Below are 15,819 nucleotides of genomic sequence, written 5' to 3'. Positions count from 1 at the left end.
GCCGGACGGGTGGGGAAGCGGCTCAGTCGAGGGTGCCGGAGAGCCCGCCCGCGGTGCGGCAGTACCCGGCGATCTCCTTGTTGGTGATCTTCGCGCAGAGCCGGCCGGCCGCCCCGGCGTCGGTGTAGTTGACGGTGTAGTAGCTGACCAGACCCTGTGCGCAGGCCTGGCGTTGCCAGGTGTCCGCGGCCGTGGCGCACTGGTTGGCGGCCCAGTCCTCGCGGTCCAGGTTGTACTTCATCGTCCGGGAGCCGACCCCGCGGCTGCAGTCGTTGGCGCCGCCGCTCGCCTTGCCGTTGAGGCACCACTTGAGGGCGTCGGCGAACGCCTCGGGGTGGTTGGCGTAGTCGTGCGAGCTGAGGTAGAAGGTCGGCGCGTAGAAGAAGCAGGCGGACTGGAACAGGGCCGGCTGCTCGGGGCACGGGTAGAGCGGGTCCTTGGCGATCTTGTCCGCGGGGAGGTTGGCCTTGGCCTTCTCGTCCTCCTCGTCCGGGGCGAAGAGCTGCATGAACAGGCCCTCGGAGCAGGTGATCCGGCGGCTGTCGGTGGGGAACTTGTTGCACAGCGCCCGGGCCGCCGGGATGTCCTGCTTGGTGACGAACATGATGCCGTGGCCGATGCCGTGGATGCACGGGCCGGTGTTCTTGGGCGCGCAGAGGGTGAGGATGTCCTGCTCCGGCGTCTTGGAGTTGGCCAGCATCTCCTCGACGGCCCCGTGCAGGTAGCCCGCCGCGCAGGTCTCGTGCGGGAAGGAGATCACCTTCTGGAAGTCCTGCTGGTAACGCACCACCGCCGCGTGGCCGAGCTCGTGCGCGATCGGGTGGCAGAACCGGACGGTGTAGGGCTTGTCCTTGCTGATCTTGTCCAGGTCGGCCAGCGCCACCCCCGGGTCGGTCGCCTGCATCTCCGCCATCAGCTTGTTCCGCAGCGTGCTGCGGGTCCACACCGCCGGGTCGCCGGTGGGCGTCGCCGGTGCGGCTGCGGTGCCCTCGCCCGGTGCGCCGCCGCCCGGCTGCCCGGCGGGCCCGACCGCGGCCACGGGCCGGCTGCCCGGCGTCCAGTCGGTCAGCGCGACCGCGCCCAGGCCCAGGACTCCGAGCAGGACGGCGGTGATGATCGCGAATGCTCGCGGGTGCATGGCAGAGATCCCCCGGTGGTCGGACGCGGACGGCGGGCGTTCACCATCCTGGCCGCCCCGGGCCGGAAAGCGCGGATCGGAGGCAGCCATTCGGGACGGGTTCGGCCCAACGGCCCAACGGCCTCGCGGCCGGCCGGAGCGTCACGGTCCCGTCCCCCGGGTGCCGGACCCACACCGTCTCACAACATCAGCGCCACATGGTACTTCGTCAGCCAGGCGTCCAACTCCAGTGCCAGTTCGGTCCCCTGCCGGACGGCCTGCGGGTCGGTGTCGGCCCGCAGCGCGGTGACCACGCCCTTGGGGTCCAGCAGCTCGAACCCGGGCGCGCCGGGGTCGGCGGCCAGCTCGGCCAGTCCGGCGCGCAGGGCCAGCGGGTACCCAGGGTCCTGGGTGGTCGGGTAGGGGCTCTTCACCCGGTCGGCCACCGCGGCGGGCAGCAGGTCCCGGACGGCGGCGCGCAGCAGGCTCTTCTCCCGGCCGTCGAAGGTCTTCATCCGCCAGGGCGCGTTGAACACGTACTCCACCAGGCGGTGGTCGCAGAACGGTACCCGCACCTCCAGGCCGCTCGCCATCGACAGTCGGTCCTTGCGGTCCAGCAGGATCCGCACGAACCGGCTGAGGTGCAGGTACGAGAGTTCCCGCATCCGCCGTTCCAGCGGGTCGGCGCCCTCCTGGTGCGGCACCTCCGCGAGCGCCTCGTGGTAGCGGTCGGCCCGGTAGGCGTCCAGGTCGAGGGCGGTGAGCAGGTCGGGGGAGAGCAGGGCGGTCGGGCCGAGGCTGCCGGGCCCGGCCAGCTGGGAGAGCGCGGCCAGCCAGGGGAAGGCGTCCGCGGCCACCGCCTCCGGCTGGTGGAACCACCGGTAGCCGCCGAACAGCTCGTCCGCGGACTCGCCCGACAGCGCGACCGTGGACCGCTCCCGGACGGCGCGGAAGAGCAGCAGCATCGAGGTGTCCAGCGCGCCGAAGCCCATCGGGTAGTCCCAGGCGCGCAGCACGCCGGCCCTGGTCCCGGCCGCGGCCAGCGCGGCGCTGTCCAGCTCGACCGCCCGGTGGTCGGCGCCGACGTGCTCGGCCACCAGCCGCGCGTACGGCCCGTCCGGGGTGTCGCGCAGCGCGTCGGCCCGGAAGCGGTCGCCGGTGTAGTCGACCGCGAAGGTCCGGACGGGCCCCCGGCCGGCCTCCCGCAGTGCGAGGGCGGCCAGCGCGGTCACGGCGCTGGAGTCCAGTCCGCCGGAGAGCAGCGAGCACAGCGGCACGTCGGAGATCAGCTGGCGCCGGACGGTGTCGGAGAGCAGCTCCCGGACCGTCGCCACGGTGTCCGGCAGGTCCTCGGTGTGCTCGCCGGCCTCCAGCGCCCAGTACCGGCGAACCGTCAGGCCCTCCCGGCGGACGTGCACCACCCGGCCGGGCGGCACCTCGTGCAGGCCGCGATAGACGGCGTGCCCGGGGGTCTTGGCGAAGGAGAGCAGCTCGCGCAGCCCGTCCAGGTCGACCTCGGGCCGCACCAGGGGGTGGGCGAAGAGCGCCTTGGGCTCGGAACCGAACAGCACGCCGTCCGGGGTGCGGTGGTAGAAGAGCGGTTTGACGCCCATCCGGTCCCTGACCAGCAGCAGCTCCTCGGCGCGCGGGTCCCACAGGGCGAAGGCGAACATGCCGTTGAGCCGCTCGGCGAGGTGCTCGCCCCACTGGAGGTAGGCCCGCAGCACCACCTCGGTGTCGCTGCGGGTGCGGAAGCGGTGGCCGGCCAGCTCCAGTTCGGCGCGCAGTTCCCGGTGGTTGTAGACCTCGCCGCTGTAGCTGAGGACGGCGAGGGTGCGGCCGTCCTGCTCGGCGGTCATCGGCTGCGTCCCGCCCTCGATGTCGATCACCGCCAGCCGGCGGTGGCCGAGTGCGGCGTGGCGTTCCCGGTGGATCCCTCCCGCGTCGGGGCCGCGGCAGGCCATGGTCGCCGTCATCGCGTCGAGCACCGCGTGCTCGGAGGTCGTCAGGTCGCGGTCGAAGCTCACCCAGCCGGCTATCCCGCACATCAGCACTTACCCCCACAGTAGTGTGACGAATACGGAAAGTGACGCTACTGCCTGCCGTCGGGGAGATCAATGGGTGTGCGGCGGCCGAATGTCTGAAGATCTGCCCGATTTCGGGCAGGATTCTTGGTGAACGGTGAGGCGGCGCCTAGGCTCCTTGCTCGTGCCCGCCTCGCCCCATCCCCACGACGACCTCCTCGCGCACCTCACCCGGATCACCCCGCTGGGGCCCGGCGAGGCGGCGCGCGTGGTCGCCGAGGTGCTGGCGTACTTCTCCGAGTCCACCGAGGAGTACGTCCGCCGCCGCCACGGGGAGCTGCAGGCGCGAGGCCTGACCAACGAGAAGATCTTCACCCGGCTCGGCGCCGAACTCGCCGCCCGCCGGGTCGCGGCGCCCGAGCTGTCCACCCGGCAGCTGCGCCGCATCGTCTACGGCTGAGCCCACCGGCCGCCACCGCCCGACCCGTTGCCCGAACCACCGCTCGACCCCTGCCGGACCGAGCCGAACCCCTGGAGTCCCGAATGTGCGGAATTGTGGCCTACATCGGTCCGAAGGACGCCACCGCCTTCCTGCTGGAGGGCCTGCAGCGCCTGGAGTACCGCGGCTACGACTCGGCCGGCGTGGCCGTCGCGGCCAAGGGCGGGCTGAAGGTCTGCAAGGTCAAGGGCCGGGTCGCCGACCTCGCCGCCGCCGTCCCCGCGCGCTTCAAGGGCACCACCGGCATCGGCCACACCCGCTGGGCCACCCACGGCGTGCCCAGTGACGCCAACGCGCACCCGCACACCGACGTCAGCGAGCGGATCGCGGTCGTGCACAACGGCATCATCGAGAACGCCGACCAGCTGCGCGCCCTGCTCACCGCCGAGGGCGTCGTCTTCACCTCGGAGACCGACACCGAGGTCCTCGCCCACCTGGTCGCCGCGCACAGCGGCGAGGGCGTCGAGCTGGAGGACGCGGTGCGCACCGCGCTCGGCCAGGTCGTCGGCACCTACGGCATCGCCGTCCTCGACGCCCGGCAGCCCGACCGGATCGTGGTCGCCCGCAACGGCAGCCCGATCGTGCTCGGCCTCGGCGAGAAGGAGATGTTCGTCGCCTCCGACGTCGCCGCCCTCGTCCGCTACACCCGCCAGGTCGTCCACCTGGAGGACGGCGAGCTCGCCACCGTCCGCGCCGACGGCTTCCGCACCTTCACCGAGGACGACGCCCGCACGGTCACCCGCCAGCCGTCCACCGTGGACTGGGAGGTCGCCTCGTACGACACCGCGGGCTACCAGCACTACCTGCTCAAGGAGATCCACGAGCAGCCCGCCGCCGTGGAGCGCACCCTGAGCGGCCGGCTCGACGAGCGGTTCGCCACCGCCCACCTCGGCGGCCTGAACCTGGACGCCCGCGAGCTGCGCGAGATCCGCCGGGTGAAGATCCTCGGCTGCGGCTCCGCCTACTACGCCGGTGAGATGGGCGCCCAGCTGATCGAGGAGCTGGCCCGGATCCCCGCCCACAGCGAGCCCGCCTCCGAGTTCCGCTACCGCAACCCGGTGATCGAGGCCGACACCCTGTACGTCGCGGTCAGCCAGTCCGGCGAGACCTACGACACCCTCGCCGCCGTCCAGGAGATCAAGCGCAAGGGCGGCCGCGTCCTCGGGGTGGTCAACACCGTCGGCAGCGCCATCGCCCGCGAGTGCGACGGCGGCATCTACCTGCACGCCGGCCCGGAGATCTCGGTCGCCTCGACCAAGGCCTTCACCTCCACCGTGATCGCCTTCGCGCTGCTCGCCCTGCACTTCGGCCGGATCCACGACCTCTCCCCGGCCGACGGCCGGCGGATCGTCGCCGGGCTCAAGGCCCTGCCGGACCACATCCGCGAGATCCTCAAGCAGGAGGAGCGGATCGCCGAGCTGGCCGCCGAGTACGCGGACAACGCCGGGATGATGTTCATCGGCCGCACCCGAGGCTTCCCGGTCGCCCGCGAGGGCGCGCAGAAGCTCAAGGAGATCTCCTACGTCCACGCCGAGGCCTACCCCGCCAGCGAGCTCAAGCACGGCCCGCTCGCACTGATCAGCCCCGAGCTGCCCACCGTCGCCCTCGTCCCCGACGACGAGCTGCTCGACAAGAACCTCACCACCCTCGGCGAGATCAAGGCCCGCTCCGGCCGCATCCTCGCCGTCGCCCACCGCACCCCCGACGCCAAGCTGATCGACCACTGCCTGGTGGTGCCCAAGAGCGAGCCGGAGCTCGACCCGCTGCTGCTCAACATCCCGCTGCAGCTGCTCGCCTACTACGCGGCGGTCGCCCTGGGCCGTGACGTCGACAAGCCGCGCAACCTGGCCAAGAGCGTCACCGTCGAGTAGCCGGGCCCGCCGGCCCGAGCCGCCCCGGTGCGCTCCCGCGCCGGGGCGGCTCACGGGCTGACGGCGAGCACCAGGTAGGCGGCCAGGATCGCCAGGTGGACGCCGCCCTGCAGCGGGGTGGCGCGCTTCGGGATGACCGTGAGGGTGCCGACGGCGACGGTCAGCGCGAGCAGGACCAGGTGGGTCGGGCCGAGACCCAGCAGCAGCGGACCCTTCAGCCAGGCGGAGGCGACGGCCACCGCCGGGATGGTGAGACCGATGCTGGCCAGCGCCGAGCCCAGGGCCAGGTTGAGGCTGGTCTGCACGTGGTTGCGGACGGCCGCGCGGACGGCCGCGATGGTCTCGGGCAGCAGCACGAGCAGCGCGATCACCACGCCGACCACGGCCGCCGGCAGGCCCGCGGCGGCCACCCCCCGCTCGATGGTGGGGGAGACCTTCTTGGCCAGGCCGACGACGGCGGTCAGCCCGAGCGCGAGCAGGGCGGCGCTCTGCAGGGTCTCCCGCCCGCCGGGCACCTGAGCGTGGTCGTCCGGGTCGAGCAGGTCGCCGGCCGGGGTCACCGGCAGGAAGTACTCGCGGTGGCGGACCGTCAGGGTCGCCACGAACAGGCCGTAGAGGACGATCGAGGCGGTCGCCGCGTAGACCAGCTGGGTCGGGTTGAACTGCGGGCCCGGGGTGCTGGTGGTGAAGGTCGGCAGCACCAGGCTCATGGTGGCCAGGGTCGCGATGGTGGCGAAGGCGGCGCCGGTGCCCTCCGCGTTGAAGACCGCGACCCGGTGCTTCAGGGCGCCGACCAGGATGGACAGCCCGAGAATCCCGTTGCAGGTGATCATCACCGCGGCGAAGACGGTGTCCCGTGCCAGCCCGGCGCTCTTGTCCCCGCCGTCGGCCATCAGCGTGACGATCAGGGCCACCTCGATGATCGTCACCGCGACCGCCAGCACCAGCGAGCCGAACGGCTCGCCCACCCGGTGCGCGATCACCTCGGCGTGGTGCACGGCCGCCAGCACCGCCCCGGCCAGGAAACAGGCCACCACCGCGACTACCGGCCCGGGCAGCGAACGGGGCCAGGTGAGCACGAGCAGGACGACGGCCAGCACGGGCACGACGGTGGTCCACTGGGCGGCTGCCGGACGGAACCGAGTGATCATGCCGTCGAGCTTGGCAGGTCCTGGAACCCTTGCCCGGAAGTGACACCCGGCGCCGCCCCGCCCGCGCGGCCGTCCGGTGCGGCCGGCCGACGGGCCGTCAGCCGGCCGGCCCGGGCCGGTGCGGAGGGCCGAACCGGACCGGGACGCCGGGGGAGTACAGCACGCTGCACGGTGCCCCCGACACCTCGGGCAGGCCGGCGGCGGCGACCAGGTCCTCGTCCAGATCGAGCAGCCGGGCGCGGTGCAGCGGCCAGATCGGGTGGTGGTTGGGCAGGTACGTCAGCCGGCCGCCGCGGGCCGCGTGCAGCCCCCAGCGGGCGGTCAGGAAGTGCTCCAGCGCCGTCGGCTCGACCACCCGCCCGCCCACCTCGACGGTGATCCTGCTGTGCGCGCCGCGAGGGCCGGGCCAGCGCCGGGAGCTGGTGTACGTCACGGTCGCGCCCCGCCGGCGGATCGCCATCCGGGACCAGACGTACGGCAGCCCGAACCCGGCCCGGGCGGCCAGCACCGGCAGCAGCCGGGAGGCCTCCAGCGAGCGGAACACCACCCCGCGGCGGCCGTGGCCGTCCACCGAGTACAGGCGGACGTTGGTCTCGGGGAACGTCCCGAGGTAGGGCAGCCCGGGCAGGCCGAGCCAGCCGATCCGGTGCATCCGGAAGGGCACCAGCCCGACGTACGTGAGCCCGTCCAGCGTGTCGGGCCGGGTGCCCGCGGGAAGCAGCGGGGCAACCCTCGCCGGGTCCACCGCCCAGTGCAGGAAGGTCAGTTCCAGCCAGGACTGGGTGAGCAGGGTGCGGCGCAGCCCGCGGGCCGGTCCGGGGGTGACGGGCTCGGGCGGCGGGGACACGGTCGCGATCCTACGCCCGGGCCGCCGGGTGGGCGGGACACCGCCGCCACCGGCCTCGCCGATCGACATCGCGGCACCGGCGGAACGGATGTGACCACGCCTCAGCACCGGCCGACGCTAAGGTTCGCACTGGGCCCGGCAGGTGCCCGGGAGTGTCGGACGACCGCAGCAGGAGAACAGCGATGCGATTCGGAATCATCGGGACCGGCACCGTCGGCCGGACCCTCGCGGGCAAGCTGACCTCGCTCGGCCACGAGGTCACCATCGGCTCGCGGACCAAGGACAACACGGCCGCCAACGAGTGGGCCGACCGCTCCGGACCGTACGGGCACGCCGGCACCTTCGCGGAGGCCGCCGGATTCGGCGAGGTGGTCATCAACGCGACCGCCGGGACGGTCTCCCTGCAGGCGCTGCGGCTGGCCGGCGCGGAGCCGCTGGCGGGGAAGGTGCTGATCGACGTCTCCAACCCGCTGGTCTTCTCGCCGACCGGCGAGGCCACCCTCGACCCGGTCAACACCGACAGCGTCGCCGAGCGGATCCAGCGCGAGTTCCCCGCGGCCCGGGTGGTCAAGGCGCTGAACACGGTCAACGCCGACGTGATGGTCGACCCGGCCAGGCTGCCCGGCACCCACAACCTCTTCCTGGCCGGCGAGGACCCGGAGGCCAAGGCGGTCGTCCGCGGCGTGCTGGTCGAGTTCGGCTGGCCCTCCGCCGCCGTGCTGGACCTCGGCGGTATCTCGGCCGCCCGCGGCCTGGAGATGCTGATGCCCTTCTGGCTCGACCTGATGCGGCACTTCGGGCACGTCGACTTCAACTACTCGATCACCACCGCCGACTGACCCGGACCACGGGCCACGGACCACGGACCACGACCGATTCGCACCAGCACGGGGAGCACCATGGACGACCTCGCAGCACCGCCCTTCGAACCGCTCGACGAGGACTGGCGGACCGCCCTCGCCGTCGTCGCCCACCCCGACGACATGGAGTACGGCGCGGCGGCCGCCGTCGCCCGCTGGACCTCCCAGGGCAAACGGGTGGTCTACCTGATGGTGACCAGTGGCGAGGCCGGGATCGACACCATGGACCCGGACGAGTGCCGGACCGTCCGGGAGGCCGAGCAGATCGCCTCCGCCGCCCTGGTCGGGGTCGACACCGTCGAGTTCCTCGGGCACCCCGACGGGGTGCTGGAGTACGGGCTGCCGCTGCGCCGGGACATCGCCCGCGCGGTCCGCCGCCACCGGCCGGAGATCGTGATCACCACCAACTTCCGGGACACCTACTTCGGCACCTTCCCCAACCAGGCCGACCACATCGCGACCGGCCGGGCCACCCTGGACGCCGTCCGCGACGCCGGCAACCGCTGGGTCTTCCGCGAGCTGACGGCCGAGGGCCACCAGCCCTGGGACGGCGTGCGCCAGGTCTGGGCGGCGGGATCGCCGCAGGCCGGGCACGCGGTGGACACCAGCGAGCACTTCGACCTCGGGGTGGCCTCGCTCAAGGCGCACCGGGCCTACCTGGACGGCCTGGGCGGCGACATGGCCGACGCCCGGGGCTTCCTGGAGCGGATCGGCCGGGCCACCGGCGAGCGGTTCGGGGTGCGCTACGCCTCGTCCTTCGAGGTCGTCCCGCTGCGCGGCTGACCGCCGCCGCGCGGTCCGGGGGTGCTCGGCCCGCCGGGCGCCTTCCGGTCGGCCCGGTGCGGGTCGCCGGCGGCGCCGTCCCGGGGGCCGCCGCGGCGCCGCAGCAGCAGGCGGACGAGCAGGGCGAGCAGCAGCAGGCCGAACGCCGCCAGCAGGTAGAACTGGTAGCGCACGGCCCGCTCGTACAGGGTGCCGACGTTGTTCCCGGCCAGGTAGCCGGCGCTCGCCCAGACGCCGACCCACAGCAGCGCGCCGGCGACGTTGGCGACCGTGAAGCGGGGCAGCGGCATCCGGGTGGCGCCCGCGACGATGCCGTTGGTCTGGCGCAGCCCGTCCACGAAGCGGGCGACGGTGACGACCTTGCCGCCGTGCCGGGCGAAGAAGCCCTCCGCGCGGCCCATCCGGGCCGGGGTGAGCCGCAGGTAGCGGCCCCAGCGCTGGACGAAGGGCGGCCCGCCGCGGCGGCCGATGAGGTAGCCGGTGCTGTTGCCCGCGACGGCGGCCACGACGGCGATCGTGGCGACCGCCGCGATGCTCATCCGGCCGGTGCCGGCGTAGACGGCGGCGAGCACCAGGATGGTCTGACCCGGGACGGGTACGCCGCAGTTGTCCAGGAACACCAGGAGGCCCACCGCCGGATAGCCGTAGTCGTCCAGCAGTGGGGCCAGGTGGGACAGCGGACCGGGCAGTGGTGGGGTCACGGTCGACAGCTCCCGGCCGGTGCCGACCGCGCGGGGGTTACCGGGCTTCCCGGTGCGGCTCGATGGAGGTGTCGGGCCCGGGGTAGATCAGGCCCTCGTGGCCGTCCTCGAACTGGACCAGGTACGGGGGTGCGCCGTCCGCGCCCCGGACTTCGATGATCTCGCCTTGCCGGTCCTCCATGCCCACGGACCTGCTGTGGATGTGGAGCCGGTCGCCAACGATGGCCTGCATGCTCTGCTCCTGCTCTGCTCCTGGGAGATGCAAGGACTGGTGTCTTCCACTGTGCGGCGCGGGCCGGACCGGCGCAATGCCGTGGGGGGTGCGGCGTGTCGAGTCTCGGGGCTGCGGATGCGCATCGGATCTTGCGCGACTCGGTCGATAATTTGCGCACACATATGGACTTCCTGCAACTGCGGCTCGTAGTCTCGGCACGCCCGGGCCGATCGGTCCGCCGGTTCCGCCGGGCAGCCCCCACCCCGAGCTCCTCCCCCGAGCCGCAAGGATGTGCAGCCGCAGATGCAGCCACCACCCCGAACCCGCGGATCCCGTACCGTCGCGGCCCTCACCGCGGCCGTGCTGGGTGCCGCCGGCCTGCTGACCGCCGTACTGGCCGACGCCGGTGCGGCCCACGCCGCCGGCGTCCCCGCGCTGTCGCCGCTCGCCGTGCCCGGACGCGGCGCCACCGTGCCGTTCCTGGAGCAGGAGGCCGAGTACGCGGCCACCAACGGCACCGTCATTGGACCGGACCGGCTCTACGGACACCTGCCCTCGGAGGCCTCCGGCCGGCAGGCCGTCACGCTCGACGCGGTGGGCGAGTACGTGGAGTTCACGCTCACCGCGCCGGCCAACTCGATCGACTTCCGCTACAGCCTGCCCGACTCGGCCGACGGCCGGGGCCGCGACGCCGCGCTCGACCTGCTGGTCAACGGCAGCAGGCTGAAGAGCGTCGACGTCACCTCGAAGTACAGCTGGTACTACGGCGGTTACCCGTTCAACAACAACCCCGGCGACAGCAACCCCCACCACTTCTACGACGAGACGCGCACGCTGCTCGGCTCGACCCTGCCGGCCGGCACGAAGATCCGACTGCAGGTCACCTCGACCGCGCAGTCACCGGCCTTCACCATCGACCTGGCCGACTTCGAGAACGTGTCCGCGCCGATCGCCCGGCCCGCCGGGGCCCTGGACGTGGTGGCCGACTTCGGCGCCGACCCCACCGGCGCGACCGACTCCACGGCGAGGTTCCAGGCGGCCGTCGACGCGGGCCACGCGCAGGGCCGCACGGTCTACATCCCGCAGGGCACCTTCACCCTCCACGACCACGTCGTGGTGGACGGCGTCAGCCTGGTCGGCGCCGGGCCCTGGTACAGCGTGCTCGGCGGCCGCGACCCGAACAACCGGGCCAAGGCGGCCGGCGTCTACGGCAAGTGGGTGGCCGACGGAGGCGCCCGCAACGTCACGCTCAAGGACTTCGCGATCATCGGTGACATCCGCGAGCGGGTCGACGAGGACCAGGTCAACGCCGTCGGCGGCGCGCTCTCCGACTCGGTGATCGACAACCTCTGGCTCCAGCACACCAAGGTCGGCGCCTGGATGGACGGCCCGATGGACCGGCTCACCATCAGGAACAGCCGGATCCTCGACCAGACCGCCGACGGCGTCAACTTCCACACCGGGGTGACCGACTCGACCGTCACCAACACCTTCGTCCGCAACACCGGCGACGACGGTCTGGCCTCCTGGCCGCAGGACAAGCCGAACGTCAACGACAGTTTCACGCACAACACCGTCGTGCTGCCGATCCTCGCCAACAACGTCGTCACGTACGGCGGCAGGGACTTCACCATCTCCGACAACGTCATGTCGGACACCATCAGCAACGGCGGCGGCCTGCACATCGCGAACCGGTACCCCGGGGTCAACTCCGGCAGCGGGACGGCCGTGGCGGGAACCGTCACCGCGGCCCGCAACACCCTGATCCGCACCGGCAACAGCGACTTCAACTGGAACTTCGGCGTCGGCGCCATCTGGTTCAGCGGCCTCAACGAACCGATCTCCGGCGCCACCGTCAACATCACCGACACCGACGTCCTGGACAGCTCCTACGAGGCGATCCAGACCATCGAGGGCGCCGTCAACGGCATCAACCTCACCAACGTCAACATCAACGGCGCCGGCACCTACGCCGTCCAGGCCCAGGCCAACGCCACCATGAGGTTCACCAACGTGACGGCGAGGAACATCGCCCAGGCCGCCACCCCGGTCCACAACTGCGTCGGCACCGGCTTCGCGGTGACCGACGGCGGTGGCAACTCCGGCTGGAACACCGGATCCACCTGCACCGGCACCTGGCCGGCGCCGGTCTGGACGTACGACGGGGTGCCGGCCGGCGGCGGTACCTCCCCGCCCAGTCCCTCGCCGTCCTCGTCCCCCTCGCCCAGTCCCTCGCCGTCCTCCTCGCCCTCCACCCCGCCGGCCTGCCCGACCGGCGGCAACCTCGCCCAGGGCCGGCCCGTCACCGCCTCCGGCAGCACCCAGGCCTACGGCGCGGGCAACGCGGTGGACGGTGACGCCGCCACCTACTGGGAGAGCCCCAACAACGCCTTCCCGCAGTGGCTGCAGGTCGACCTCGGCTGCCGGCAGAACCTCGCGAGGCTGACGCTCAGGCTCCCGCCGTCGACCGCGTGGAACGCCCGCACCCAGACCATCGCCGTCCAGGGCTCGGACGACGGGTCGAGCTTCTCGACCGTGCTCGGCGCCGCGTCGTACGCCTTCGACCCGGCGAGCGGGAACACGGTGACGGTGAACCTGCCGGCCACCACCACCCGCCACCTGCGGCTGACCTTCACCGCCAACAGCGGCTGGCCTGCCGGGCAGCTCTCCGAGCTCCAGGTCTACGCCGGGTAACCGCTGGACGGCGTGGGACGGGACGGGCGGGCGCCGTGCCGTCCCACGTTCGCGGGACCGCCTCCCCCTGCCCGCCTCCGCTCGCCCCGGAACGTCCGGGGACGTGGAGGTATCGTGCACCGTGGAGGAGGTCACCATGATTGCTGGCCCGGGCTTCTGGGATCTGGAGATCGCACGAGCGGGCTGGTCGCGCGTCCTGTCGCCGGGGCTCGCCGACTTCCCGGAGATCGCGGGGCGCGGCACGGCGTGGGGCCGCAACTGCTACGTGCGCGGCGGCGAGCGGCTGGTCATCGAGTGGTCGGACCAGGTGACGATGTCCGCGGCGCTGCTCAACGGCCGGCTCTGCCCGGTCCTGTCCGCCGACACCCTGTCGGCCGCCATAGGGGCGGACGGCCCCGGCCGGCCACGCTGGCCGTAGGGCCGCCCCCGGCGGCTACGACCCGGGGACCCAGCCCGGGATCGCCGGCAGGACCGCCTGGGCGACCCGCACCAGGGCCGTGCCGTCCGCGGAGGTGAACGCGGCGCCGCCGGACTGCGCGACCACGACCCCGGTCAGCAGCGCTGCCGCCGCCACCTGGACACCGGCACTCCTGCCACCGTCGCCGGTCCGCCGCACGGCGGCACCTTCAAGATCGTTCGCCGGAGGTCCGTACCCCACACCGCGGCCTGCCCACAGATCATTTCAACCCGGCCGGAACCCGCCGGTCGTCGGGGCGAGCGTCAGGAGGACGGGGCCGGGGAGGTGGCCGGTGTCGGATCGGAGAGGTAACAGCGCAGCAGCCGCTTGCACTCGGCGATCAGCGCGGGGTCGCCGTCCGGATCGGTGCGGAAGGCCAGTTTGAGCACCGCGTCCGCGCACTCCAGACCGACCCGGACGGCCAGCGGGAAGGCCGTCGGGTCGAGCAGCCCGCCGCCGATCTCCTGGATCCGCAGCGCGACCTCCGCGTTGTTGTCGAGGTCGGCGCTGAGCAGGTGCTGGTCGTCGGCGAGGTCGGCGAGGTCGGCGGGGTCGGCGGGGACGCGGTCCACCAGGCCGAAGTCCAGGTGCCCGAAACCCGGTACGGCCCGCTTCATCGCGACGAACTCCTCGACCGCGAGGTCCACGAAGCCGGCCACCCCCGCCGGTGCCTCGGTGTCGATCCGGCGGCCGAGGCGCTCCAGGTAGCGGTCGAGGTTCCGCTCGGCGAGCGCCGCCAGCAGGCTCACCTTGCCGGAGAAGAACTGGTACAGCGTGCCGATCGGCACATGGGCGCGCTGGGCCACCTCCTTGGTGGTCAGCGCGGTCGGGCCGACCTCGTCGAGCAGCCCGGCGCAGGCGTCCAGCAGCCGCTCGTACCGTTCCAGGCTCCGCTGCTGCACCGGTCGCCGCCGGAGCGCGCCCGCCGCCCGGTCCCGCTGCTCCCGCCCGCCCGTGTGCGCCGTCATGCGGCCACTCTGCCCCATCCGGCGCTCCGGGGGCCAATCACCAACACCATGGCTCCTCGGTGGTTTTCGCCGGACCGTCCGCCGCGCTGCCTGCGGACTTCCGCCCACGGGCCGCGCGGCGGCCGTTCGCTCCGCCCCGCTCAGCCGGCCGGGACCGGCCTGCCGAACATGGTGCAGATCACCGCGGACTGGAGCGCCCGGTCGGCCTCGGCGAGCCGGGGGTCGGCCTCGAACTCGAACAGGAACTCCGTCGGGACGAGCACGGTGGCGGTGCGGCCGCCGGTGACGTCGGTGTAGTTGGTGCTGGAGTACCCCGTGACACCGCCCTCGTGCGCCCACACCGTGCCGCACGGGGTGGGGGCCGTCTGGATGCCCAGTCCGGAGCCGGGACCGTCCGGGTCCCGCGGATCGGCCGGGACGGTGGTGCGCATCTGCTCCAACTGGGCCGCCGGCAGCAGAGCGCCGGACATCAGGGCGGTGTAGAACCGGGCCCAGTCCCGCGCCGTGGACACCACCGCCCCGGCCGCCCCGCCCCACCCGGGATCGTTGCCGGAGACGTCCACCCAGCCGTCGCGGCGCGACCCGGCCACCGACCGGAACGCGGCCGGCACGCCCGGCGGCATGTGGGCGGGATCCGGCTCGTACCCGCGGGCGTACCGGCCGCGCCACGACGCGTCGGTGGCGAAGTAGGTGTGCTCCAGGTGAAGCGGCCGGGCGATCCGGTCACGGACCAGGTCGGCCAGGCTCGCCCCGGTGGCCCGCTCCAGGACGGCGCCCACCGCCGCGTAGTCGGTGTTGCTGTACGACCACCGGGTGCCCGGCGGGAACAGCGGCCCGTGCTGCGCGCCCACGGCGAGCAGGTCGGTGGAGGTCCACCGCCGCCGGTCCCGGCCGAGGATCGACCTCACCAGGGCCGGATCCCGGGTGTAGTCGTACAGGCCGCTGGTGTGGTTCAGCAGCATCCGGAGCGTGATCGCCCGGCCGTTCGGGACCTCGCCCGGCAGCCAGCGCTCCACCGGCTCGTCCAGGTCGAGCCCGCCCTCGGCGACCAGCGTCAGGACGACCACCGCCAGCACCGTCTTGGTGTTGGAACCCATCCGGAACTCGTCCCCCACCGCGAGGCGTTGGTCCCGCGCGGCCCAGGACGCCTGCTCCGCGATCTCGACCGGCCGTCCCCGGCCGTCGTCCACCCGCACGACCACGCCCGGCGCCCCGGCGTCCACCAGCTGCCGGGCCAACTGGGCCAGGCGGGCCCGCTGCGCCTCGGCCAGGACGGGGACGGGGGTGGGGGCCGGCGCCGGCCGGGCGGACGGGGTGCGGACGAAGCCGGTCACGGCCAGGGACAGCAGGACGGCCGCCACGGCGAGGCGGGTACCGCGTCGAGGCCGGGGCGTGGTCGCCGGTGCCGGGGGGCGCGCAGTGGGGTGTGTCGTGGGAGTCATGCCGACCACCGTCGCGCACCGGAAGCGCCCGGTCACCGGAGCGGGCCGGACACCCGGAGGTGGGGTCTGCCCCACCCAGGGCTTGTCTGACAATCCCTAGAAGGCTCGTGAAGATCTTGGGTTCTGGCCCCGCCGCGTGAGCGGCGGGGCCAGACTGCTTCTTGTGGCAATGGGGGAATGGGCCGGGGAGA

15 protein-coding genes are annotated in these 15,819 nt (G+C 73.1%); 6 read left to right on the top strand and 9 right to left on the bottom strand.

Features of this window, described 5'->3' with window-relative positions:
* Positions 1–22: 22 nt before the first annotated feature.
* Positions 23–1,138 (bottom strand): hypothetical protein, encoded by a 1,116-nt coding sequence (locus tag ACIOFR_RS18990; protein WP_400998513.1) that lies wholly within the window; start codon positions 1,136–1,138, stop codon positions 23–25.
* Between the two features lie 179 nt (positions 1,139–1,317).
* The gene (gene asnB, locus ACIOFR_RS18985) at positions 1,318–3,165 is read right to left on the bottom strand and encodes an asparagine synthase (glutamine-hydrolyzing) (RefSeq protein WP_400998510.1); all 1,848 of its coding nucleotides are present in this window, start codon (positions 3,163–3,165) and stop codon (positions 1,318–1,320) included.
* A 160-nt stretch (positions 3,166–3,325) separates the two neighbouring features.
* Here asnB and ACIOFR_RS18980 point away from each other — a divergent pair, with 160 nt between their 5' ends.
* Together ACIOFR_RS18980 and glmS are read left to right on the top strand one after the other, a co-directional pair.
* Entirely contained in the window at positions 3,326–3,601 is a 276-nt protein-coding gene (locus tag ACIOFR_RS18980; RefSeq protein WP_371494727.1) for a hypothetical protein, read from the top strand.
* Positions 3,602–3,684: 83 nt separating this feature from the next.
* Positions 3,685–5,511, top strand: coding sequence for a glutamine--fructose-6-phosphate transaminase (isomerizing) (gene glmS / locus ACIOFR_RS18975; RefSeq protein ID WP_400998506.1), 1,827 nt, complete (start codon positions 3,685–3,687; stop codon positions 5,509–5,511).
* A gap of 50 nt (positions 5,512–5,561) precedes the next feature.
* Here the strand turns inward: glmS and ACIOFR_RS18970 are convergent, their stop codons facing one another.
* Entirely contained in the window at positions 5,562–6,662 is a 1,101-nt protein-coding gene (locus tag ACIOFR_RS18970) for a calcium:proton antiporter (protein WP_400998504.1), read from the bottom strand.
* 97 nt (positions 6,663–6,759) lie between these two features.
* Positions 6,760–7,509 (bottom strand): YqjF family protein, encoded by a 750-nt coding sequence (locus ACIOFR_RS18965; protein WP_400998502.1) that lies wholly within the window; start codon positions 7,507–7,509, stop codon positions 6,760–6,762.
* 182 nt (positions 7,510–7,691) lie between these two features.
* On the opposite strand from ACIOFR_RS18965, the gene ACIOFR_RS18960 reads away from it, so the two are divergent.
* Positions 7,692–8,348 (top strand): NADPH-dependent F420 reductase, encoded by a 657-nt coding sequence (locus tag ACIOFR_RS18960; protein ID WP_400998500.1) that lies wholly within the window; start codon positions 7,692–7,694, stop codon positions 8,346–8,348.
* 60 nt (positions 8,349–8,408) lie between these two features.
* Positions 8,409–9,152: a PIG-L deacetylase family protein gene (locus ACIOFR_RS18955; RefSeq protein ID WP_400998497.1), complete on the top strand. Its 744-nt coding sequence runs from the start codon at positions 8,409–8,411 to the stop codon at positions 9,150–9,152.
* Here ACIOFR_RS18955 and ACIOFR_RS18950 read toward each other — a convergent pair.
* Positions 9,113–9,853 carry a DedA family protein gene (locus tag ACIOFR_RS18950; protein WP_400998494.1) on the bottom strand — a complete coding sequence of 247 codons (741 nt, stop codon included), beginning with the start codon at positions 9,851–9,853 and terminating at the stop codon, positions 9,113–9,115. The genes ACIOFR_RS18955 and ACIOFR_RS18950 overlap by 40 nt on opposite strands.
* 37 nt (positions 9,854–9,890) lie before the next feature.
* Positions 9,891–10,085 (bottom strand): DUF1918 domain-containing protein, encoded by a 195-nt coding sequence (locus ACIOFR_RS18945; protein WP_400998492.1) that lies wholly within the window; start codon positions 10,083–10,085, stop codon positions 9,891–9,893.
* Positions 10,086–10,370: 285 nt separating this feature from the next.
* On the opposite strand from ACIOFR_RS18945, the gene ACIOFR_RS18940 reads away from it, so the two are divergent.
* Both ACIOFR_RS18940 and ACIOFR_RS18935 read left to right on the top strand, forming a co-directional pair.
* Positions 10,371–12,761, top strand: coding sequence for a discoidin domain-containing protein (locus tag ACIOFR_RS18940; protein WP_400998489.1), 2,391 nt, complete (start codon positions 10,371–10,373; stop codon positions 12,759–12,761).
* A gap of 136 nt (positions 12,762–12,897) precedes the next feature.
* Entirely contained in the window at positions 12,898–13,179 is a 282-nt protein-coding gene (locus ACIOFR_RS18935; protein ID WP_400998486.1) for a hypothetical protein, read from the top strand.
* 15 nt (positions 13,180–13,194) lie between these two features.
* Here ACIOFR_RS18935 and ACIOFR_RS18930 read toward each other — a convergent pair whose 3' ends face one another.
* The 3 genes from ACIOFR_RS18930 to ACIOFR_RS18920 form a co-directional block, all read right to left on the bottom strand.
* Positions 13,195–13,377 carry a hypothetical protein gene (locus tag ACIOFR_RS18930; protein WP_400998484.1) on the bottom strand — a complete coding sequence of 61 codons (183 nt, stop codon included), beginning with the start codon at positions 13,375–13,377 and terminating at the stop codon, positions 13,195–13,197.
* 104 nt (positions 13,378–13,481) lie between these two features.
* Positions 13,482–14,186, bottom strand: a complete 705-nt coding sequence (locus ACIOFR_RS18925) for a TetR family transcriptional regulator (RefSeq protein ID WP_400998482.1) — start codon at positions 14,184–14,186, stop codon at positions 13,482–13,484.
* A gap of 140 nt (positions 14,187–14,326) precedes the next feature.
* Entirely contained in the window at positions 14,327–15,547 is a 1,221-nt protein-coding gene (locus ACIOFR_RS18920) for a serine hydrolase domain-containing protein (RefSeq protein ID WP_400998480.1), read from the bottom strand.
* Positions 15,548–15,819: the final 272 nt, after the last annotated feature.

Origin of the sequence: Kitasatospora sp. NPDC088346 (assembly GCF_044740765.1) — a bacterium.
In the GTDB taxonomy this organism is placed as follows: Bacteria; Actinomycetota; Actinomycetes; order Streptomycetales; family Streptomycetaceae; genus Kitasatospora.
This window is presented reverse-complemented; position numbering and strand designations above follow the sequence as displayed.

Coding starts and splice junctions, on each gene's coding strand:
- ACIOFR_RS18990 (WP_400998513.1), bottom strand. CDS start 1,138: ATGCACCCGCGAGCATTCGCGATCATCACCGCCGTCCTGCTCGGAGTC.
- asnB (WP_400998510.1), bottom strand. CDS start 3,165: ATGTGCGGGATAGCCGGCTGGGTGAGCTTCGACCGCGACCTGACGACC.
- glmS (WP_400998506.1), top strand. CDS start 3,685: ATGTGCGGAATTGTGGCCTACATCGGTCCGAAGGACGCCACCGCCTTC.
- ACIOFR_RS18970 (WP_400998504.1), bottom strand. CDS start 6,662: ATGATCACTCGGTTCCGTCCGGCAGCCGCCCAGTGGACCACCGTCGTG.
- ACIOFR_RS18960 (WP_400998500.1), top strand. CDS start 7,692: ATGCGATTCGGAATCATCGGGACCGGCACCGTCGGCCGGACCCTCGCG.
- ACIOFR_RS18955 (WP_400998497.1), top strand. CDS start 8,409: ATGGACGACCTCGCAGCACCGCCCTTCGAACCGCTCGACGAGGACTGG.
- ACIOFR_RS18945 (WP_400998492.1), bottom strand. CDS start 10,085: ATGCAGGCCATCGTTGGCGACCGGCTCCACATCCACAGCAGGTCCGTG.
- ACIOFR_RS18940 (WP_400998489.1), top strand. CDS start 10,371: ATGCAGCCACCACCCCGAACCCGCGGATCCCGTACCGTCGCGGCCCTC.
- ACIOFR_RS18935 (WP_400998486.1), top strand. CDS start 12,898: ATGATTGCTGGCCCGGGCTTCTGGGATCTGGAGATCGCACGAGCGGGC.
- ACIOFR_RS18925 (WP_400998482.1), bottom strand. CDS start 14,186: ATGACGGCGCACACGGGCGGGCGGGAGCAGCGGGACCGGGCGGCGGGC.